Annotated in this window: 12 protein-coding genes and 3 pseudogenes; 9 read left to right on the forward strand and 6 right to left on the reverse strand. The window is 65.0% G+C overall.

Features of this window, described 5'->3' with window-relative positions:
- Positions 1-554 precede the first annotated feature (554 nt).
- The 3 genes from OG876_RS00125 to OG876_RS00135 are packed head-to-tail and all read left to right on the forward strand — an operon-like array spanning position 555 to position 2,973.
- Positions 555-1,106, forward strand: a complete 552-nt coding sequence (locus OG876_RS00125; RefSeq protein ID WP_328522675.1) for a S8 family serine peptidase — start codon at positions 555-557, stop codon at positions 1,104-1,106.
- Positions 1,103-2,770, forward strand: coding sequence for a S8 family serine peptidase (locus OG876_RS00130; RefSeq protein ID WP_328522676.1), 1,668 nt, complete (start codon positions 1,103-1,105; stop codon positions 2,768-2,770). Before OG876_RS00125 ends, OG876_RS00130 begins: the two co-directional genes overlap by 4 nt.
- Positions 2,758-2,973, forward strand: a complete 216-nt coding sequence (locus OG876_RS00135; RefSeq protein WP_328522677.1) for a hypothetical protein — start codon at positions 2,758-2,760, stop codon at positions 2,971-2,973. The genes OG876_RS00130 and OG876_RS00135 overlap by 13 nt, the downstream gene beginning before the upstream one ends.
- A gap of 791 nt (positions 2,974-3,764) precedes the next feature.
- Here OG876_RS00135 and OG876_RS00140 read toward each other — a convergent pair.
- Positions 3,765-4,079: pseudogene (locus OG876_RS00140) on the reverse strand (transposase); the annotation flags it as partial.
- 625 nt (positions 4,080-4,704) lie between these two features.
- Here OG876_RS00140 and OG876_RS00145 point away from each other — a divergent pair.
- The 4 genes from OG876_RS00145 to OG876_RS00160 all read left to right on the forward strand — a co-directional run bounded on the left by OG876_RS00145 (position 4,705) and on the right by OG876_RS00160 (position 11,513).
- Positions 4,705-5,691 (forward strand): saccharopine dehydrogenase NADP-binding domain-containing protein, encoded by a 987-nt coding sequence (locus OG876_RS00145; protein WP_328522678.1) that lies wholly within the window; start codon positions 4,705-4,707, stop codon positions 5,689-5,691.
- Position 5,692: 1 nt separating this feature from the next.
- Positions 5,693-6,601, forward strand: coding sequence for an N-acyl homoserine lactonase family protein (locus OG876_RS00150; protein WP_328522679.1), 909 nt, complete (start codon positions 5,693-5,695; stop codon positions 6,599-6,601).
- A 1,751-nt stretch (positions 6,602-8,352) separates the two neighbouring features.
- Positions 8,353-9,438, forward strand: a complete 1,086-nt coding sequence (locus OG876_RS00155; protein ID WP_442914071.1) for an IS630 family transposase — start codon at positions 8,353-8,355, stop codon at positions 9,436-9,438.
- Between the two features lie 20 nt (positions 9,439-9,458).
- A complete protein-coding gene (locus OG876_RS00160) occupies positions 9,459-11,513 on the forward strand; it encodes a S8 family serine peptidase (RefSeq protein ID WP_328522680.1) in 2,055 nt (684 codons plus the stop codon).
- Between the two features lie 73 nt (positions 11,514-11,586).
- Here OG876_RS00160 and OG876_RS00165 read toward each other — a convergent pair.
- Positions 11,587-11,892 (reverse strand): annotated as a pseudogene (locus OG876_RS00165) (IS3 family transposase); the annotation flags it as partial.
- 5 nt (positions 11,893-11,897) lie between these two features.
- Between OG876_RS00165 and OG876_RS00170 the strand changes: the two are divergent.
- Both OG876_RS00170 and OG876_RS00175 read left to right on the forward strand, forming a co-directional pair.
- A pseudogene (locus tag OG876_RS00170) lies at positions 11,898-12,032 on the forward strand (transposase); the annotation flags it as partial.
- A 23-nt stretch (positions 12,033-12,055) separates the two neighbouring features.
- Positions 12,056-12,385, forward strand: a complete 330-nt coding sequence (locus OG876_RS00175; protein ID WP_328522681.1) for a helix-turn-helix domain-containing protein — start codon at positions 12,056-12,058, stop codon at positions 12,383-12,385.
- Between the two features lie 57 nt (positions 12,386-12,442).
- Here the strand turns inward: OG876_RS00175 and OG876_RS00180 are convergent, their stop codons facing one another.
- The 4 genes from OG876_RS00180 to OG876_RS00195 all read right to left on the reverse strand — a co-directional run bounded on the left by OG876_RS00180 (position 12,443) and on the right by OG876_RS00195 (position 16,716).
- Positions 12,443-13,186 (reverse strand): class I SAM-dependent DNA methyltransferase, encoded by a 744-nt coding sequence (locus OG876_RS00180; protein ID WP_328522682.1) that lies wholly within the window; start codon positions 13,184-13,186, stop codon positions 12,443-12,445.
- Positions 13,187-13,244: 58 nt separating this feature from the next.
- A complete protein-coding gene (locus OG876_RS00185; protein WP_328522683.1) occupies positions 13,245-13,841 on the reverse strand; it encodes an ester cyclase in 597 nt (198 codons plus the stop codon).
- A gap of 10 nt (positions 13,842-13,851) precedes the next feature.
- A complete protein-coding gene (locus OG876_RS00190; protein ID WP_328522684.1) occupies positions 13,852-14,673 on the reverse strand; it encodes an IS110 family transposase in 822 nt (273 codons plus the stop codon).
- Between the two features lie 264 nt (positions 14,674-14,937).
- The gene (locus OG876_RS00195; protein ID WP_328522685.1) at positions 14,938-16,716 is read right to left on the reverse strand and encodes an IS1182 family transposase; all 1,779 of its coding nucleotides are present in this window, start codon (positions 16,714-16,716) and stop codon (positions 14,938-14,940) included.
- Positions 16,717-17,877: the final 1,161 nt, after the last annotated feature.

Raw genomic sequence — 17,877 nt, forward strand, 5'->3', positions numbered from 1 at the left:
ACAACGACCTGGTGTATGACCGGGCGCCGCCGCACTCCGCAGCGGGCAGTCGAAGCGGAGTCGAACGCATCCTGCGCAAAGACGAACCGCACGCGGCGATGTGTGAGTATTCCCTACTCACGATGTGGATTCACCCCGTCGGCAACGATGCACGTCGGTGCATCTATCGCCGCCTCAAGAGGCCGGGGATCTCACCCATCGAAAGGACCCACAGTGCCTGGATTCCTGGTCTCAAGAATCTCCGCCTCTGCCGCGACCGTAGCGCTGGGAGTGACCGCGGCGGTACTCGCAACGCTGATCCCGGCCTCAGCCACACCCGCCCCGTCCCCGCATCCGGTTGTTCTCGGGAAAAACTCCGGTGCCGCCGTCCCGGGAAAGTACTTCGTCAAACTCAAAGACACCAGCTCTGTCCGCGAACAGGGAGTCGCCGCACGCTCCCGCTCTCTCGCGAGCGGACACGATGGAAAGCTCGCCCGCGTCCTCGAAGGCGCCGTCCAAGGTTTCTCGGCGAGCTGAGCCTCGAACAAGCACAGAATCTCGCTACCGAGCCCGACGTGGAATACGTACAACACCAGCAGACCTACCAGCCGCAGTCCACGCAGGTACCGACGCCGTCGTGGGGCGTCGACCGCCTCGACCAGCGCAGAGGCCTGAACACCACCTACAACTACATCGGATCAGCCGGCGCCGGCGTTCACGCCTACATCATCGACTCCGGCATCCGGAAGAACCATCCAGACATCAACGGCCGGGCCAACGAAGCCGGATTCAACGCGATCGATGGCAGCACCAATACCGATGACTGCTACGGCCACGGCACTTTCAATGCCGGCGTCCTCGGGGGCACTCAGTATGGCGTCGCGAAGAAGGTTACGCTCGTTGCGGTCAAGGTCTTCGGTTGTACAGGGACCATAACTAGTGACGACCCGATCATCGCCGGCATCAACTGGGTCATCGCGCACGCGGTCAAACCAGCCGTCATCAACCTGAGCATCGGGTCGGTATGTTTGGACATTGCCGGTTCCCCGCGCCCTGCCGCCCGGGCACTGCACAGGGCATTGTCGATGCGGAGAAGGCCGCTATCGCTGCCGGCATCCCCGTGGTGACCAGCGCGGGAGACCGCGACACCGACGCCTGTTTCAACCCCGTCGGGTCCGCCCCCGCCGCCATCACCGTCGGCGCCACCGACGTCACCGACACCCTGTGGACTGAATCTCCTGACCACGGCTCCAACTGGGGCGCCTGCGTGGACATCTTCGCCCCCGGTGCAGGCATCACCTCGATCGGCGGAATCGGACACCTCGCGCATCCGAACGACCCAAACCCGCCGATCGACCCCGACCCCCTGACCAAGAGCGGCACCTCGGCGTCTGCAGCGCACGTCTCCGGGGCGGTCGCGCTGCTGCTGGGAACGCCGAAGTTCGCGACCGCGACACCGGCCCAGATCGCCGCCGAACTCGACGCACAATCAACCCGCGGCATCATCCAGGGCCTGCCCGACGGGCTGTCGCCGAACAAGCTGTTGTTCGTCCGGCCCACCTCCCCCCGCACCGGAACCACCATCGCGCTGGCACCCAACGCCAACGGCGCACTGACGCTATTCGGGACCAACGCCGACGGCTCCACCACCGGCGGCACCGACTTGGGCGGACACATGTTCACCGGCACCCAAACCGACGCCCACAACAACACCTGGCCCACCCAGTGGGAACAATCCCGCGGCCAGCGCTACGCCTCGATGGCCGCCGGCGCCGACGGGAACGGGATCACCAGCAAAATGGTCCTGGCCGACCTGACCGCCCAAGACGAGGTCTTCCACCGCCAGCAAGCAGTCGTGAACGACCCCAGCTGGCTGGCGCAGTCACAACTCGACGGGCCACTCACCACCGCCGCCATCGCCCCGAACGCCGACCACCGGCTGACGCTCATCGGAGCCGACAAACACGGCACCATCTTCTACCGCAGCCAAAGGACCGCCGCAGACGACACCAGCTGGGACCACGAGGGAATTATCGACTTCTCCGGCGATGCCCAAAACGTCACCGCGGCACCCGACTCCCTAGGCCGGATCAACGTCTTCATCGCCGACACCCATGGCGTCCTCTGGTACACCCGGCAAACCGCCCCCCAACACCGACACCTGGACAACACCCACACCACTCGCCGACACCGACCACAAACTCCTCAACGAAATCACCGCCGCCCAAGGCGACGACGCCAAACTCATGCTCTTCGGAACCGAAGGCGACGGAGACGTGTGGGCACGAGTCGAAAACCTCCCCAGCGCCGACGGCGACTTCCGCGCCTGGACCCAACTCCCACCCAAAGCTCTCTTCCATCTGTCCGCGGCCCCCAACAAAGACAGGCTCCTGGTCGTGGCCGGCGTCGACAACCACGGAGACACCTGGCAAAGCACCCAAATCCCCGCCACCAACAACTTCACCGCATGGACCAAAATCGACGGCCTCACACTACGCCCATAAGACTTGGTCCGACGCCGGCCAGCAGCGCCACCCCGCATAGGCGAACACCACCAACTCGAACACCCGGATGGTCCGCCGCTGCCCGGGATCGGCAGGCCTTGATGCCCGCCGCTCCCGCGCCGAGGCGCTGCGCGGGAGACCTGCAGCTTGAGGACGAGCTTGCCGTCTCGTGGGTCTCGGCCTCGAAGCTGCCCTTGGCGCTGGCCATGAACCTCAGTGTGGCGGCCTTAGGTCGAGGGTCTTGTCCTAGCCTTGCGCGTGGAGCGAGTCGGCGATGTCGCTGGTGACGTTGGCGCGAGCCATCGGAGCCGCTGGTGACCGGGGCGAGCCCGTCGGCGAGCAGAGCCGCAGGGGTGTGAAGCGCGCGGTCTTCGCCGATCTCGGCGAGACTGGCAAGGATCGGTGTGTCGGGGTTCCCGGCGACCGCGGCGGCGATGGCATCGTCGTATTCGGCGAGTTGGGTGTTGAGCAACTGCAAGAGCCGGGCTAACGACTGTGCAGAGTGAGACTTGCCAGCGACGGTGCCGGGTGATGCGGTGGGCAGGTTGTCGCGCAGTCGCTCGGCCAGCACCTGACCGCGGACTCGGCCGGTGTAGTGGTGGCGGGCCGGGAACCCGTTCATGCGGGTGGTCTTGATCCGCGACGCGGCAGCCGGAGTCGGGGAGTCGAGCACGAAGTGCAGGGTGATCTGCCGGTCGACCGAGGCAAACAGCGGCGCCGGCGCGGGATGGTAGGTCTCGAGATCGCCCGCAGCCGGGAATCGGCGGCCTGCTGGGTTTGCTGGAGGCGGTCGCGGTCGCGGGTCAGCGGCTTTGATCTCGGCCAACGACGACGGCGGGGTCAGCGCCTGCCAGTGCGGATGTCCGCGGCGCAGGGTGTCGGCCACAACGAACGTATCGAACCGGTCGTCCTTGACCGCGGCAACGCGATAGCGCTCCGAGTCCGGGCAGCGATGCGCGGCGACACCGCGAACGCCATGTGACCGCGGGCCTGCAGATGCTCGACAAGGATCCCTTCGGCGCGCTCCAGCGCGATCGGTAGGGCCGCTGCGTGCTGGGCGAGTGCAGCGTCGAACTCGGCCACGAACGACCACCACGGGCAGGGACGAGTCTGCCGCTGGACCTCTTGGGTCACGCCGCGAAGGTCTTCTCGCAGTGATGGATGGATGGACCAGCGGGAACTTCCCGTATCGCCGATGTTGACGGATGATCGCTGCCAGGACCCGCCGGGGCAGGTTCGCGCCGATCGCTTCCGTGAGCTCGCTGGTGACGCGCCGATGCCCACACCGAGCAGATAGCAGGTCAACCACACCCTCGTGGTCAGATCCTGGTCCGCGCGACGGCACCGTTCTAGCAACCAGTCCGGGAAGCACGACCCGGACCGGAGCTTCGGGATCGCGACATCGATCGTGCCCGCCCGGGAATCGAGTTCGCGCTGCCGGTGCCCGTCGCGCTGATTGGTCCGCCCCAGGCTCGGCTGACCGTGAGGGGCGCCGCAGTGCGCGTCGGCCTCCGCACCCATCGATGCGGCGACGAACGCGGTGTGCATGTCGCGCAGCAAGGTCTTCGAAAGGATCACGCGATCACCGCTACCTATGCGTCTACATCACGCCCGTCATCGCCCTGCCGTCCACCACTCTGCTGGACGCCACTGCACCCACATGGAACTGATCGGTGGATCCGGGCTAAGCGGTAGACCGCCCTGTGCCCCAAGTTTCTGTCCGCCGCCATGTGGAACGAGCTGGAACGCAAACAATGCAGCTGTTCAGCAGGTGAGTCTTGACGCGTACTCAGACAGTTGTCGACGATCAGGAGGATTCTGATGTGTTTGCGTGGCAGCCCGTGATCCAGGCACACGCCGATCTGTGATCGTCGTCGTTCGTCGCCGGACTGTTCGGCGAGCACCGTCGCGGGCGCGAGGGAGGTGATGGTTCGTGTCGCGCTGCATGTAGGACTCGATCAAGTGCAGCTTAGGACCGATCAGCTCGGCGCGTTCAGTGAGTACGTCGAGCACCTAACCGAAGGAATAGTTGAGTGAGTAAGTCAGTAGTCGCGATTGCCGTGATCGAGGTCGACAACGACCCGCGTGCGACCCACCTGGACCGAGGCGGCCACAACGCGGGACTCTCAAGCCTGACCGAATCTGCCGCAGCGGACCTCGTGTGGATATGCCGAGTAGACCGGACAATCGGCCAGCACTTCGAGGTGTCGGGAGTCAGGGCATGACCATCAGCAGGGCTCATGACGTGCTGCTGCTCGGCGCGGCCGGCAGCAGTGGCCGTCTCTTGGCGCGGGAGATGGTCGGTCGCGGGTTGACGATCCAGCTCGCTGGGCGTCGATTAGAGCCCTTGACCCAGCTCACAGAGGAGCTTGCGGGTTTCGAAACTGCGGTGGACACCGTCGTGGTGGATGTCACCGACTCGGCGGAGCTGCGCGCCGCGGCAGCGGAGGCGCGCCTCGTTGTGACCGCGGTCGGCCCGTTCGTCCGCTACGGTGCGGCGGTGCTGGATGCTTGTCTGGCGGTCGGGGCCTGCTATGTGGATATCGCCAACGAGTTCACGGCGGTGCGCGATGTGCTCGGGCGGAGTGCGCAGGCGGAGGCCTGTGCAATCACGGCGGTCACGGCGGCCGGGTTCGGCTCGGGCGGCATCGAGTCGCTCGTCCTGGGTCTCGTCGAGGAGCTCAAGGAGGCGGCCGTTTCGGTGCAGGTAGCAACGGTTCCGGCTAACAGCCATGCCAGCCCCGGGGTTCGGGAGACGATTGCTGCGATGATGCCGATCGGGGCGCTGACCTACGTCGATGGCGAACTGGTGCGCGCCCCCTTCGGCACGGGTGCCACGATGCTCAGCTTCGCTGGGACGCGGCGGACGATGCTGCCAGTGCCGACCGGTGACCTGGAGGTAGCCCGATTGATCAGCGGCGCTGCCAATGTGACCGCCTACTCCGCTGATCCCACGCAGCGGGTCGATGACGATGGGTTCTCCTACGCCTACGCCGAGGTAATCACAGCCTCAGGTCGTCGGCTTGTGGCGGAGGCACGAGTGGACGACGGGGTCGGGGCGGGCGCCGCGTTTGCAGCCGAAGTCGCGCGCCGGGTGCTCGTCGGCGTGCCTGTTGGCGCCTGGACACCTGGTCAGCTGTTTGGGAAGGATCTGTTTCCGACTGTTACGGACGCCACGGTCACACCGCTGTCCGAGGAGCCGGTGTGACGTGACCGATCTCGACTCTGACCGCACGAAAGACCCGATCAAGACAGTATCGATGGTCAGCACCGGCACGGTCGACATCCGGCCGCAGCATGTGCGCTCCTCGGGTACACCAGCGATCTGGTGGCTTATGACCACGCGTCGGTGGACGAGCGCGCGCCCGATCAATGTCTACGTGGTTGAGCATCGAGACGGTCTCGTCCTGTTCGACACGGGGCAGGATCTGGCCTCGGTCATCGATCCGGAATACTTCCCTCGGTCCGGTTTCACCGGCCTGATCTACCGGCGGCTCGCCCGGTTCCACATCGATCCGGATCAGACCTTGACCGCTCGGTTGGCCGCGATCGGCTTTGACATTGCGGACGTGCACACCGTCGTGCTGTCGCACCTGCACCAGGACCACATCGGCGGCCTGGGCGAGCTCGGCCACGCCGATATCGTTCTCGATCAGCGGGAATGGCAGACCCTCAAACAGACACGCCCCGAGAGACGTGGGTTGTTGCCCAGACACATTGACCTGCCCGGTCTGCGGTGGCGGCCGATCACGCCTCAGCCAACCAGCGACCCCGAGCTTGCTCCGTTCACAGCGGCATACGATCTGTTCGGTGACGCCAGCCTGGTCCTGCTGCCCAGCCCTGGCCACACTCCCGGATCGTTGTCCATGTTGGTCCGCCAACCCGAGACGACCCCACTCCTGATGGTCGGTGACGTCACGTACGACGCGTATCTGATGCAGGACGGCCACATACCGGGCCTCGGGGAGCGGGTGCAGCTGCGCCAGACGACCCGTGCCATCAACACGCTACGGGGCCGATACCTGGATCTGGCGATATTGCCAGCGCACGACCCGGCTGCAGGGGCGCGCCTATCCGCATCGACCTGGGGCCGCCTCAAACTTCGGGAGACCGGATGATTATCGGCTCCTTCGAGGCGTTCGGGCCGACGAGATGACACAGTGGAGTCGCGACTGGTCGGGATTGGCAGGCGTGGGTCGTTGTCGGTCAGGCCCCGTCGGCGAGCAAGTTACGAAGGCAGTAGTTGTTGAAGCTGCCGAAGCCCTGGGCGAGCCGATGGTCGCCTCGATGACGCCGTTCATGGCTTCGGCGCCGTCGTTGTTGACTCCGTCGGTGGCGTGTGGCCAGGATCTGCTGGCGCCACTGGCGCAGGGGGCTCCGCCGAACCGGGCGAGTTTGGGGTTGGGGCAGGTTGGAGTCTGCAGATCAACTGCTCGGCCAACTGCGACCGGCGTTGGGTCAGCTGGCGTTGTAGATCGCTCAGAGTGGCTGGTAGACCTGACATCCACGGCATCTGTCCGGAGCGGTCACCGGCTGGGAGATGCTCGTTGTGGCGGGCATTCTGTCGGTCGGTGAGATGCTCGATGCCGGCCATCAGGGTTCCGGCGGGTCCGGTAGAGCGGGTCGTCATCACCGGCGCCGCTGGAGTTTGTTGTCCCACCCGGCGGCAGATCTCGTCGAGTGCGGTCGAGCCGACGTTGAAGATATGGAACGCATCGCCCCCCGCGACGCGACGGCCCGTTCGTCTCGGCTGGCGTTGCCGTCCCCGCAAAGTGGGTCGCGGGGGGCGTGCTCGACGCTGATGATGACCCCCGACCCTCATCGTGAGCCAGTTGGCGTGGACGGTGCCCGAGTGGCCCTCGACAGCGTCGAGCAAGCGTGGGTAAGGCGGCCGTGCTCGTCGACCCCCGAGGGTCTTCACGGCTCTGAGCCGATCGGGCCGATTAACCCAGCGCCTGGTGGCGTAACGCATCGAGTGCCCACGAGGTCGACTGCGTGGTGAGCTTGGACCGCTTGGCCGCGTAGCTGTTGGTCCTCAGTCCAGGTCGCGGCCGGCACGAGTCCTCGGCACACTTCCAGACCCTCGTGCGCCGCCGCACCACCACCGGTCCCCCGCAGCACGAAGCGTCATGCAAGCCCACGGCAGGACGACCGCGACCCGGGCACAGCCTAACCATCGCATGCCCCGGTGGCCTGATCGGGCAACGATGCGCACTGACCAACGTGGCCCCCGGTCTTACGGTCCTCCCGACGACTCGATCAATGCCGTCGCCCGGTCCGGCGCGGAATGGCTGGCACTGTACCGACTCCAAGACTGTGGGCCGGATCGACGCCGCGTCGACGCGTAGACCGCAGCCATCAAATGCGACGACTTGCGCCTCGTCGCCTTCGCTCGGAAGAACGCGACCGACCTCGCCCATCTCGAAGCCAGGAGGTGCTGCCGATCGCCGCGGCGAAGTTGTTCAAGGTGCGGCTGGCGGCCGTGCCGACGAAGGCCGCACCGGTCGCGGTCCAGCGCGCAACCGTTGCAGGGCTAGGAACGGGTCCCGAGGTGAGTAGAGCCTGCTCATGTCTCGGGAGAGCCGTTGTGGGCATTCTTTGCCTGGTCTGCGGTCTGTCAAGATTCCGTTTGTGCAGCGGCCTGTGGTCCGGGTCACTTCTGTTCGAGCGATGAGATGGGTTGAGTGGGGGTCCTTAACGTGCGACGTTCCTGCAGGTTGGGCGTGACGACGCTAGCGATGCTGACAGTGTTCGGTGCGACCGGTTCGGCTGTCAGTGCAAGTGCTCTTGCACCAACAGCGCCGGCGCCGAGGATCCTAGTGTCGCGTGTAGTTAGTTGATTTACGGTTGGTGTGCGTCAGGATGGGGTATGGCGAATCGACCTGCTGCTGCGCTGGTTCTTCGTGAGGGTGATCGGGAGCGGTTGTTGCGGATGGCTCGGTCGTCGTCGGGCCGGGCGGGTCTGGCGCAGCGGGCGCGGATCGTGCTGCTGGCGGCCGACGGTGAGGCGAATACGGCGATCGCGGAGCGGGTGGGGGTTTCGCGGCCGACGGTGATCGGCTGGCGGGAGCGGTACGCCGAGCGGGGGCTGGGCGGGTTGGATGATGCGCCGCGTTCGGGGCGGCCGCGGGTGGTCGACCATCGCAAGATCGTGGCGGAGACGCTGAAGCCGCCACCGAAGCGGCTGGGGGTGACGCACTGGTCGAGCCGGCTGATGGCCGCTCGTCTGGGAGTGAGTAATGGCACGGTGGCCAAGGCCTGGCGCGATTACGGGGTGCAGCCGTGGCGGGTGGAGACGTTCAAGTTCTCTACCGATCCCGAACTGGTCGCCAAGGTCACCGATGTGGTCGGGTTGTATCTGGCGCCGCCGGAGAACGCGATCGTTTTGTGTGTGGACGAGAAGTCGCAGGTCCAGGCGTTGGACCGGACCCAGCCGACGCTGCCGATGCAACCCGGGCTGGCCGAGCGGCGCACCCATGACTACGTCCGGCACGGCACCACCACGCTCTTTGCGGCCCTGGAGATCGCCACCGGCACGGTGACCGCAGCGGTCAAGCCCCGGCACCGCCACCAGGAGTTCCTGGCCTTCCTCAAGCAGGTCGCCAAGGCCTACCCCGACCACGGGGACGGCACCGAACTCCACCTGGTGATGGACAACTACGCCGCCCACAAGCGCCCCGAGATCCGTGCCTGGCTGGCAGCCAACCCGCGTATCCAGGCGCACTTCACCCCGACGTCCGGATCGTGGCTCAACCTGGTCGAGGTCTGGTTCGGCATCATCGAACGCCAGGCCATCCGCCGCGGCACCTTCAACTCCGTACGCGACCTCAACACCAAGATCCGGGCCTTCATCGACGGCTGGAACGACCGCTGCCACCCCTTCGTCTGGACCAAGACCGCCGACCAAATCCTCAGGAAAGCCAACCGTCAGACCACTTCAAACACGGACCACTAGGTGCGGAGACCGGTGTCGCAGTGCCCGGACAGTATGTAGTCGGCCTGAAGTCCGACGCCTGGGTAGCGTCACGGGGGGTTCCGGCAAGCGCCCAGCAATTGGCTCACCAGTATTCTGGAACCATCAAAGAAGTATGGCAGACAGGCCTGCACGGCTTCTCCATCAACCTGAGCGCAAGCCGCGCCCAGCAACTAGTTGCCGATCCACACGTTGCTTGGGTTCAACAGCAACAGCCCTATCACGCTGACAGCACTCAGCCGAAACCTCCGATGGGCTCGAACGTGTGGGGCCTCGACCGGTTGGACCAGCGGCAAAGACCGCTGAACAATCTTTATCATTACAACAACGCGGGCGCGGGTGTACACATCTACGTCATCGACTCCGGAATCAATAAAGACAACACCGACTTCGGCGGACGCGCCGAATACGGCCCGAACTACGTCACCTCCGAGATTCCGATGCACCCGAACTCGGACGATTGCTTTGGGCACGGCACTCAAGTGGCAGGCCTCGCGGCCGGCGCCAAGTACGGCGTAGCCAAAGCCGCAACGGTCGTCGCCGTCCGCATATTCGACTGCAACGGAGTCGCCAGCAATGAAGACCCAATCCTCAATGCGATCATCTGGGTCCTGGACCACGGAATCAGACCGGCCGTCATCAATCTCAGCCTCGGAGCCGCGTGCCGCGATCCAGAAACTGGACAGCAGACTGCATGTCCGGACGGCGAAGCCCAGGCCATTGTCACCGCGGAGAGAGCAGCGATAGAGGAGGGCATACCGGTCGCGACGTCGGCCGGCAATGCGTTTCCGGGACAGCAGCCGATTGATGCCTGTGGTAAGCCGGTAGGTGCCGCGGCTGGGAGCATTAATGTCGGGGCAATCAACGAGAATGCCAGCTACTCACCCAGTTCGAATTTCGGCAGGTGCGTCACCATTTGGGCGCCGGGCACCGATCTCCAAACAGACACGATCGGTTCCCCGACGGCCGTAACGACGGCCAGCGGGACGTCCTTTGCCGCACCGTATGTGACGGGCGCGGTGGCGGCGCTGCTTGGCACGAGCCGGTTCGCCGGCGTCCCGCGGAACCAGCTCACCGCCGCGGTCTCCGCCCAGATCGACGCCAACGCCACCCAAGACCTGATTACGGGTCTACCTGATGGGTCTCCTAACAAGCTGCTCTACATCCCGCCTACCACCGAAGGCTCCTCCGTGGCACTGGCCAAAACTCAACCAGACGGCGGCTTGCGCGCCGTCGGCGTGAACGCCGCCGGCAATCTGGTGACCACTACCCAAACCCAGCCGAACACGCCCGCCTGGAACATCTGGAAACCCTCATCGAACAGTGGATGGTCGACCGCCGCAGCAGACACCAACGATGACGGACGAGTACTGATGATGGCCCTGACCCCCTCAGGCTGGATCTACCAGCGCCGACAGTTGAAAGTCGGAGACCCAGGCTTCACAGGCTGGTCGCAGATCGACGGCATCTTTCAATCAATCGCCGTCACCCGTAACCAGAACGGCGTCATGGAAGCACTGGGGATCGACCTGGAGGGCGTTGTATTCATCACCTCGCAAACCAAGGCCGGAGACTTGAGCTGGAACGCGTGGACACCGCTCGTCGCGCTGCCGGCCTTCACCTCCATCGCTGCAGAAACCGATAGCAATGGCATCATCCAAGCCTTCGCCGTCGACACCCACGGGCAGGTGTGGAAGACCGCACAAACCGCCCCCAACGCCGGCTTCGGCCCATTCGCACCATTCACCGACCCGGTTAACCTGCTGGTCAGCGAGGTTGCGGTGGCCCGCGACGGCGCCGGAAATCTCAATCTGATCGCCACTGACGCCTCCAACCAGGTCTACCAGCGATCCCAGAGCGCGGCCGGAGAGTGGACCGACTGGACCGTGATCGGCACCGCGGAAATCATGCACCTGGCCGCCGAGACCAACGCAAACGGCGCCGTCGCAGTACTCACGGTTGGTGCCGGCGGAGCCATCTCCGAGATGGATCAGGAAAGTCCAGGTTCCAGCCGGTACCGTGACTTTGTACCTCTCGACGGGCTGTTACGCCCTTGAGGCAATGCGCTGAGGCCCAGTCACACTCTCGACTCTTCCTGGGGTCTGCTGCACGAGCAGGTGACAGTTTGGGTCACGCAGCCTGACTGGCTGGCGTGGTCATGATTGCTTCGTACTCGATGGGGGTCAACCGGCCGAGAGTGCGTTGTTGTCCGCGGCGGTGGTAGGTCCGTTCGATCCAGGTCACGATCGCGATCCGGAGCTCGTCGCGGGTGGGCCAGGTCCGCCGATCGAGAACGTTGTTCTGCAGCAGGGCGAAGGAGCTTTCCAGGGCGGCGTTGTCCCCGGCCGCGCCGACCCGGCCCATCGAGCCGACGAGGCCGTGGCGGGCGAGTGCACGCATGAACTTCCTGGACCGAAACTGACCGGATTCAATCGATCGACCCGACCGAGGCGATCAACGGCCGACTCGAACACCTCCGCGGCTCCGCCCTCGGGTTCCGCAACCTCACCAACTACATTGCCAGATCGCTGCTCGCGACCGGCGGATTCAGACCGCAACTACACCCTCGATCGTGAAGAGCCCTGAAAGGACTCTCACCGTGAAGTGGAACCTGCGGCTGACCGCCCGAGGCATCTGGAAGGCCAGCGAACTACAACGCATGCTTGCCGAACACGGCCTGGTGATCAGCGCCGGGAAGATGTCCGGCCTGTGGTCCGGACAGCCGGCCAGCATCAAGCTCGACGACCTCGACATCATTTGCGGCGTGCTCGGCTGCGAGATCGGCGATCTGCTCATCCCCGAACCCGGGAAGGCGAAACGCCAGCCCGGCGATGAGCAGACGCTAGCTGTCAACGCGGCCGGGGCCGGTGGCCCGGCGGCGACGGTGACACCGAAGCGCCGGGACGGACGTTCACTTCCGCGGGCCTGATGCGCCGGGCTTCAGAGGTCCGGTCAGCTGCGCAGTCGAAGTCGGACCCTCTTGAGTTCACGGCTTGACCGCAGAAACGACGACGCAGAAGGGATTGGTGGTCCAGGCCTCCCAGAACTTGGGGCCGAACTTCTCCACTGCCAGGGGAGTCGGTAGCCAGGGTTGGATCCTGACCTCGCGGAGGCCGGCCTCTTCCAAGGCTGCTTGGTAGGTCTCGAGGGTCCAGTATCTGCACTCAATCGGAATGGCTCGGCCGTTCGAGTGGAGCCGGAATGTGTAGGTTTCGCCGTCGTGCATCTGGCGCGGCCAATCGACGGTAATTCCGTAACGTGTGTCGTACGGCCGATGCCGATCGAAGTGAGAATTGGGGAGCTCCCCGACGAACCTGCCGCCTGGTCGCAGGTGGGTGGCGATGCGTTCACACATCGCCATCAGCTGATGTCTGTCTTGCGAATAGTTGAGCAGAAATGCTGCGGTTACGGTATCGAAGGTGCCTATGTTTGGCATTCTGGCAACGTCATGCATCGCATATTCGATGCCTCTGTGCGGGGGTTCCACGGCGCGCGCCTTCGCGACCATTCCCGCTGAGGCGTCGACTCCGACGATCCGTCGCGCCCCGCCATCTCGGATCATTCGGGTATAGAGCCCCGTGCCGCAGGCCAGGTCAAGGACATTGAGGCTGCGAACATCGCCTAGCACTCCGAGGAAGGTGCCGATCTCGGCATACGCGCGGATAGGCAGCTCGCCAAAGTCCTCGTAGGCGTTGGCGATTTCATCGTACTGATCAGCAGATTTCGTCATCGAAGCATGGTCCTTTCCTCATCGACTTGGTCGCGGGCGGAAGTACACCTCCAATGCGTCATCGCCGCTCTCCGCTGCGGGCCATCATTTGTAGGACTGCGTCGCGGAGTGTTGCGCGGGTATTTGCTTGCAGCATGTACCGCATTGTGTCCCAGTAGTCCACGCGGCGGCTGATGTGACTGCCAATGATGGTGAAGCGGAACATTCCCCGGATGGCGATCGGGTGGAGTCTTGAGCCTGGTTCCTTGCAGGTGGCGTGGAATTGGTAAGCGACAGCCACTCGGTTTCCGTCGGCGATGAGATCCTCGACCTTGTAGCTGGCATCGGCGAATGAGGCGAAGAAGCCGGCGAGTTTCTCTCGATAGTTTTCCTGGCCGAAAACATCCTCGCCGAGGGTGGCGGTGTGTTCGCTGACGAAGTCTTCCGTGACAAGGCTTGCCGCTGCGTCGATGTCCGCGGCGTTGAGGGCGGCGAGATAAGCGAGTACCACACGGCGTGACACCTCGGCGATCGCTGGGGCACCGGAATTGAGCACGGGCTCGTGGATCTGCGTTGCCTCACCATTGGCGAGCGTTGTTCGCAAGGCATTCAAGGGGCGCGGCAGCCGTGCCCGACCGCGCAGTGCCGCAGCGCGCCGGCGTGCAGTGGCGACCATCTCTGACTCGTCAAGGCGAGTGCACCGGCCTGCTGCCGGCGACGATGACATCCCGAACAGATCGGCCATCGGTGCCCCAGACGAGCTGGAGATACGGGTCATCGCCGGGTGGTGTCCACGTGGTGTGAGTGGTATCGAAGACGACCATATCGCCCTGCTTGCCGGGTTCGATGGAGCCCAGGTCGTCGCCGCGTCCAATGGCTTCGGCGCCGGCGCGGGTGACAACGTCGAATGCCACTTGAGCGGGCAGCTTTCCGGGTTGCATCGCGGTGTCGTCGACCACACCGTCGAATCGGTCCAGCTCCGCGAGCAGCTCGGCGACGACACAGTGGCGCTTGAGACCACGGGAGGGGATCTGCAGGTCGGGGTCGAGTTCGTGCAGATACCAGCGGATCTGCGAGGCGATCCGGGTGCGCTGGACGACCAGATCATGGCGGTGGTCCGACAACAGCTTCACCTCCCGCGCCGAGCCGTCCAGCGCAGCGACCGGAAGCCCCGGGTGGCGCAGCGCAGCCACCGCGACCGCCTCCGCGTCGATCGGGTCGGACTTGCCCGGCTGTCTGTCCGAGCGGCGGGCGCCGGCCATCAGCCTGGGGGGAACCCGCACGACCCGGCAGCCGGCGGCCAGCAGGTCTGCCTCCAGACGACGGGTCAGATGACGACAGCCCTCGAGTACGAAGGTGACGTCGTCGAACTGCGCCGACCAGCAGACCAGCTCCAGATGGCCCTCGCTGTTGGTGCGGACGGTCTTCACTCCCAGGCGCCGACCGACGTCGTCGACCGCGACGACAGTATGGGTCCGCTTATGGGAATCGGTACCGATCATGACCATGCCGAGGCAGCTCCTCACGTTGACGGGAACGACGGATCCCGGACCGCGGGGGCGGGCACGCCTCAATCGAGCACGATGGCAGGCTCCTATCAAGCCACGCTCCCCGCGCGTCCTGGGAGCCCGGCGGAGCCGCACATCGAGGACAACCCATCGACACATGAGCGAGGCAACGAAGAAAGCCGTCGCCCGGAGGCTGTCGCACGAATCTGGAGCCATTCGATCCGAGCGGTGTCCAGCTGCTGGATCGGAGCCGGGCCGGGCCGGTCAGGTGAGCCGGTAGACCTTGAGCAGGTTGTGGGTGGCGCAGATCAGCTTCCATTCGCTGTCGACGGCGGCCAGGCCACGGCGTGAGAGGTCGCGGATCTTGCGGTTGTGCTTGATCTGGGCGAAGACGGGTTCGATGATCGCGGCTCTCTTCTTGTAGGTCTTGCGGCCTCGTGGGGTGTCGAGCTTGCCGATCATCGTGGTCGTCAATGGGTCGGGGTCTCCGCCACGGCGTCGACGGAGCAGCTGGTTCACCCGCGCTCGGGTCACGCCCAGTTGTTTGGAGGCCTCGAGGGCGTCGATCTCGCCGGCTTCAGCACGTTGAAGGATGTCGGTGCGCTGTGTCTCGGTCTCGGCGATCCGCTTGAGTTCCCTGGCGCGGCCGGGAGCAATGAAGGACTCCACGCCTTTGAAGTTGACGTTGTCGGTGCTCCAGTAGCCCGCGTCCGCGACGACCCTGCGGACCCGTCGCTTCTCGCCTGCGGTGCGGAGGTTCTTCTTCGCGGCCCTGATCATGGGCGCGTAGGCCGGCGCGTCGTTGGCCTGGTTGGTGACCTCGGCTGCGATCACGAACTGCTGCTCGGTCGCGACCGCCTGGGCGTTGTAGCCCTGCAGGTAACCATCCTTGGTCTTGAGCATCCTGCTGTCCGGATCGGTCACGTTGGCCTCCCGCCGTGACCTGTGCGTCGCGGCGGTCGGCGAGGGCCGCCGTCCGCGGATCGGTTTACCGGTCGTCGCCTCGATTTCTGCGCGTCTGGCCAGATGCGCCTCGAACGACTTGTCCGCCGCATCGGCCTCAAGCTCGTCGAGCAGAGCACGTAGCCGGGCTCGGCGACCGCCACGCTCACGCAGCTCGCCGGCGGGCCCGTCCTGGTCCTGGTCAGCGCTTGCGTCCTCGGCTGCATCCGCAGCGGCCGCCTCGGCGAGGATCTCCTCAGCGATCTGCACTGCCGTGCGGTTGGCGTCGCGTGAGGCGTTCGCACACAACTTGGTGCCATCGATCGCGATCAACCCCGGACGCAGCAGCCCGGCACGAGCACACAGCGACAAGACCTGACCGAATACCCCCGCAATCGCGGTCTCATGAGTAGCGCGGAATCGGGCGATCGTCGCGTGATCGGGCTGCTGGTTCGCACCAACGACCCGGAATGCCACATCCTCGACCAGCCGCTTCTCGATCCTGCGGCTGGACCGTTCCCCCACGCAGTAGGCGTAGATGAGCACACCGAGCATCATCTCCGGGTCATAGGCAGCCCCACCCCGGCCATCGGCACGGTACCCGGCCAGGAACCCCGACAGATCAAGCTCAGCCACCACATCCAACACGAACCACGCCAAATGATCCTCAGGCAACCAGTCCGCCACCGACGGCGGCATCAACATCAACTGCTCACGATCCACCCGCGTGAAGTTGTAACCCACACAACGATTCTCCCGAGCCAGGACCCACCAACCGGCCGCGAAACGCACGCGTTGGCTCAGATTCGTGCGACAGCCTCCCCGCTTCAAGATGTCGACGTCCTCCCGCAGTCGGCGGTTCTCCCACCGCAACTGTGCGAGCTCGTCCTTCTCGCTCGTGGTCAACCCACCATCACCGGTGCCGGCGTCACGCTCGGCCTGCCTCAGCCACTCCCGCACCGCGGTCTCGGTCAGATCGAAGTCCTTCGCGACCAGACCAACCGACCGGTCACCAAGCTGACACAACTCCACGATCTCCGCCTTGAACTCACGCGTGAACGAACGACGAGACCGCGGCCTCTTCTTGCCCATGGACTCCATGATGAACATCCTTCCGGAGCACAAGCTCCTGATCTCGGATGTCCGCCAAAACGGGTCAGGCCCAGAGTGCCGTGAACGTCGATCCACCAAGGCCGGATCATGCCCTCGATTGCGCCGCGCCAGGCTCTTGCCTCGAGCGCCCCTCCACAGACTTCCACCGAGACCTGACTATCTCGCGCCGTGACGTCGTGCTTTGCGCCTGCGAGGACCGGATTCGCGAGGATCCGATCATAAATCCACTCAACGTTTGGAGCTTCGCTTGGATCGAGTGACGGCATTTGTTCACACCGTGCTCCACCTGGCCGCAGCGAGCCAGGTTCCCGAGTCGAGCAGGATTCCGGTTGACGGCCACTTGCCTCACGGCAAATGCCGGGCATGAGATGTCGCGCCAGGTGTGCCGACCGTCGTGTCGTACAGCCCACATCGACAAGGAATGTGGCGCAGGCGCTCGCGCCGGCATATATAACAGTTTCGTAGATCGGTTCAGGCGAGAGTGCGAGCACTGGTTGGAGTCGAGCGCGTCAAACAAGGGCACCGACGCGTCGCGGCTGCGCGGTGGCGGCCAGTTGCATGGGCCGGGGGCTGCTTGTGGCAGCAAGTCGGGTACGACCTACTTGCATCTGAGCTGAGCGCATGCCCGAGGATGGGGCGGTCCCACCAGATGCCGACGTCGAACCGTGCACGAAGCGCGTGCTCGCTTGCCCTGTAGGAGGCCCTTCCGTCCAGTTCCGGCAGCCGTAGCTCGCGGCGGGAACCCAGACCGTCCAGCTCGCGCGCTGCACCCAGTCAACGCCGCACACGGTTCCGATGGTGAGCAAGCCGTACTCAGATTCCGAGCGCCCTAGATCGATCTTGCAGTAGCAGCCCCTGAGCAGGAATTACTCAATCTCGGCCTGTACAGGCCGTGGTTTACTGGCCATGGAGAGCCCCCGGGCGGATGGCTCTTCAGCGGGCGGATGCTGGGACAGCCTCCACGTCACGAAGCCTCTGTGTTGTTCGTGTCGACGCCCTCGCTCTCGCCGCGGCCCGGAGAAACGCCGCGGCGAGAGCTGCCCAGTGGTCGACGTCGGCGGGAATGGCCCCGACGACAGAAAGCGTGTTAGCGTCCTGCAAATCCTGTAATGGATCACATTGCGTTCCTGGCGCGACAGCCGTCACGAG

Origin of the sequence: Kribbella sp. NBC_00359 (assembly GCF_036097425.1) — a bacterium.
Taxonomy (GTDB): Bacteria; Actinomycetota; Actinomycetes; order Propionibacteriales; family Kribbellaceae; genus Kribbella.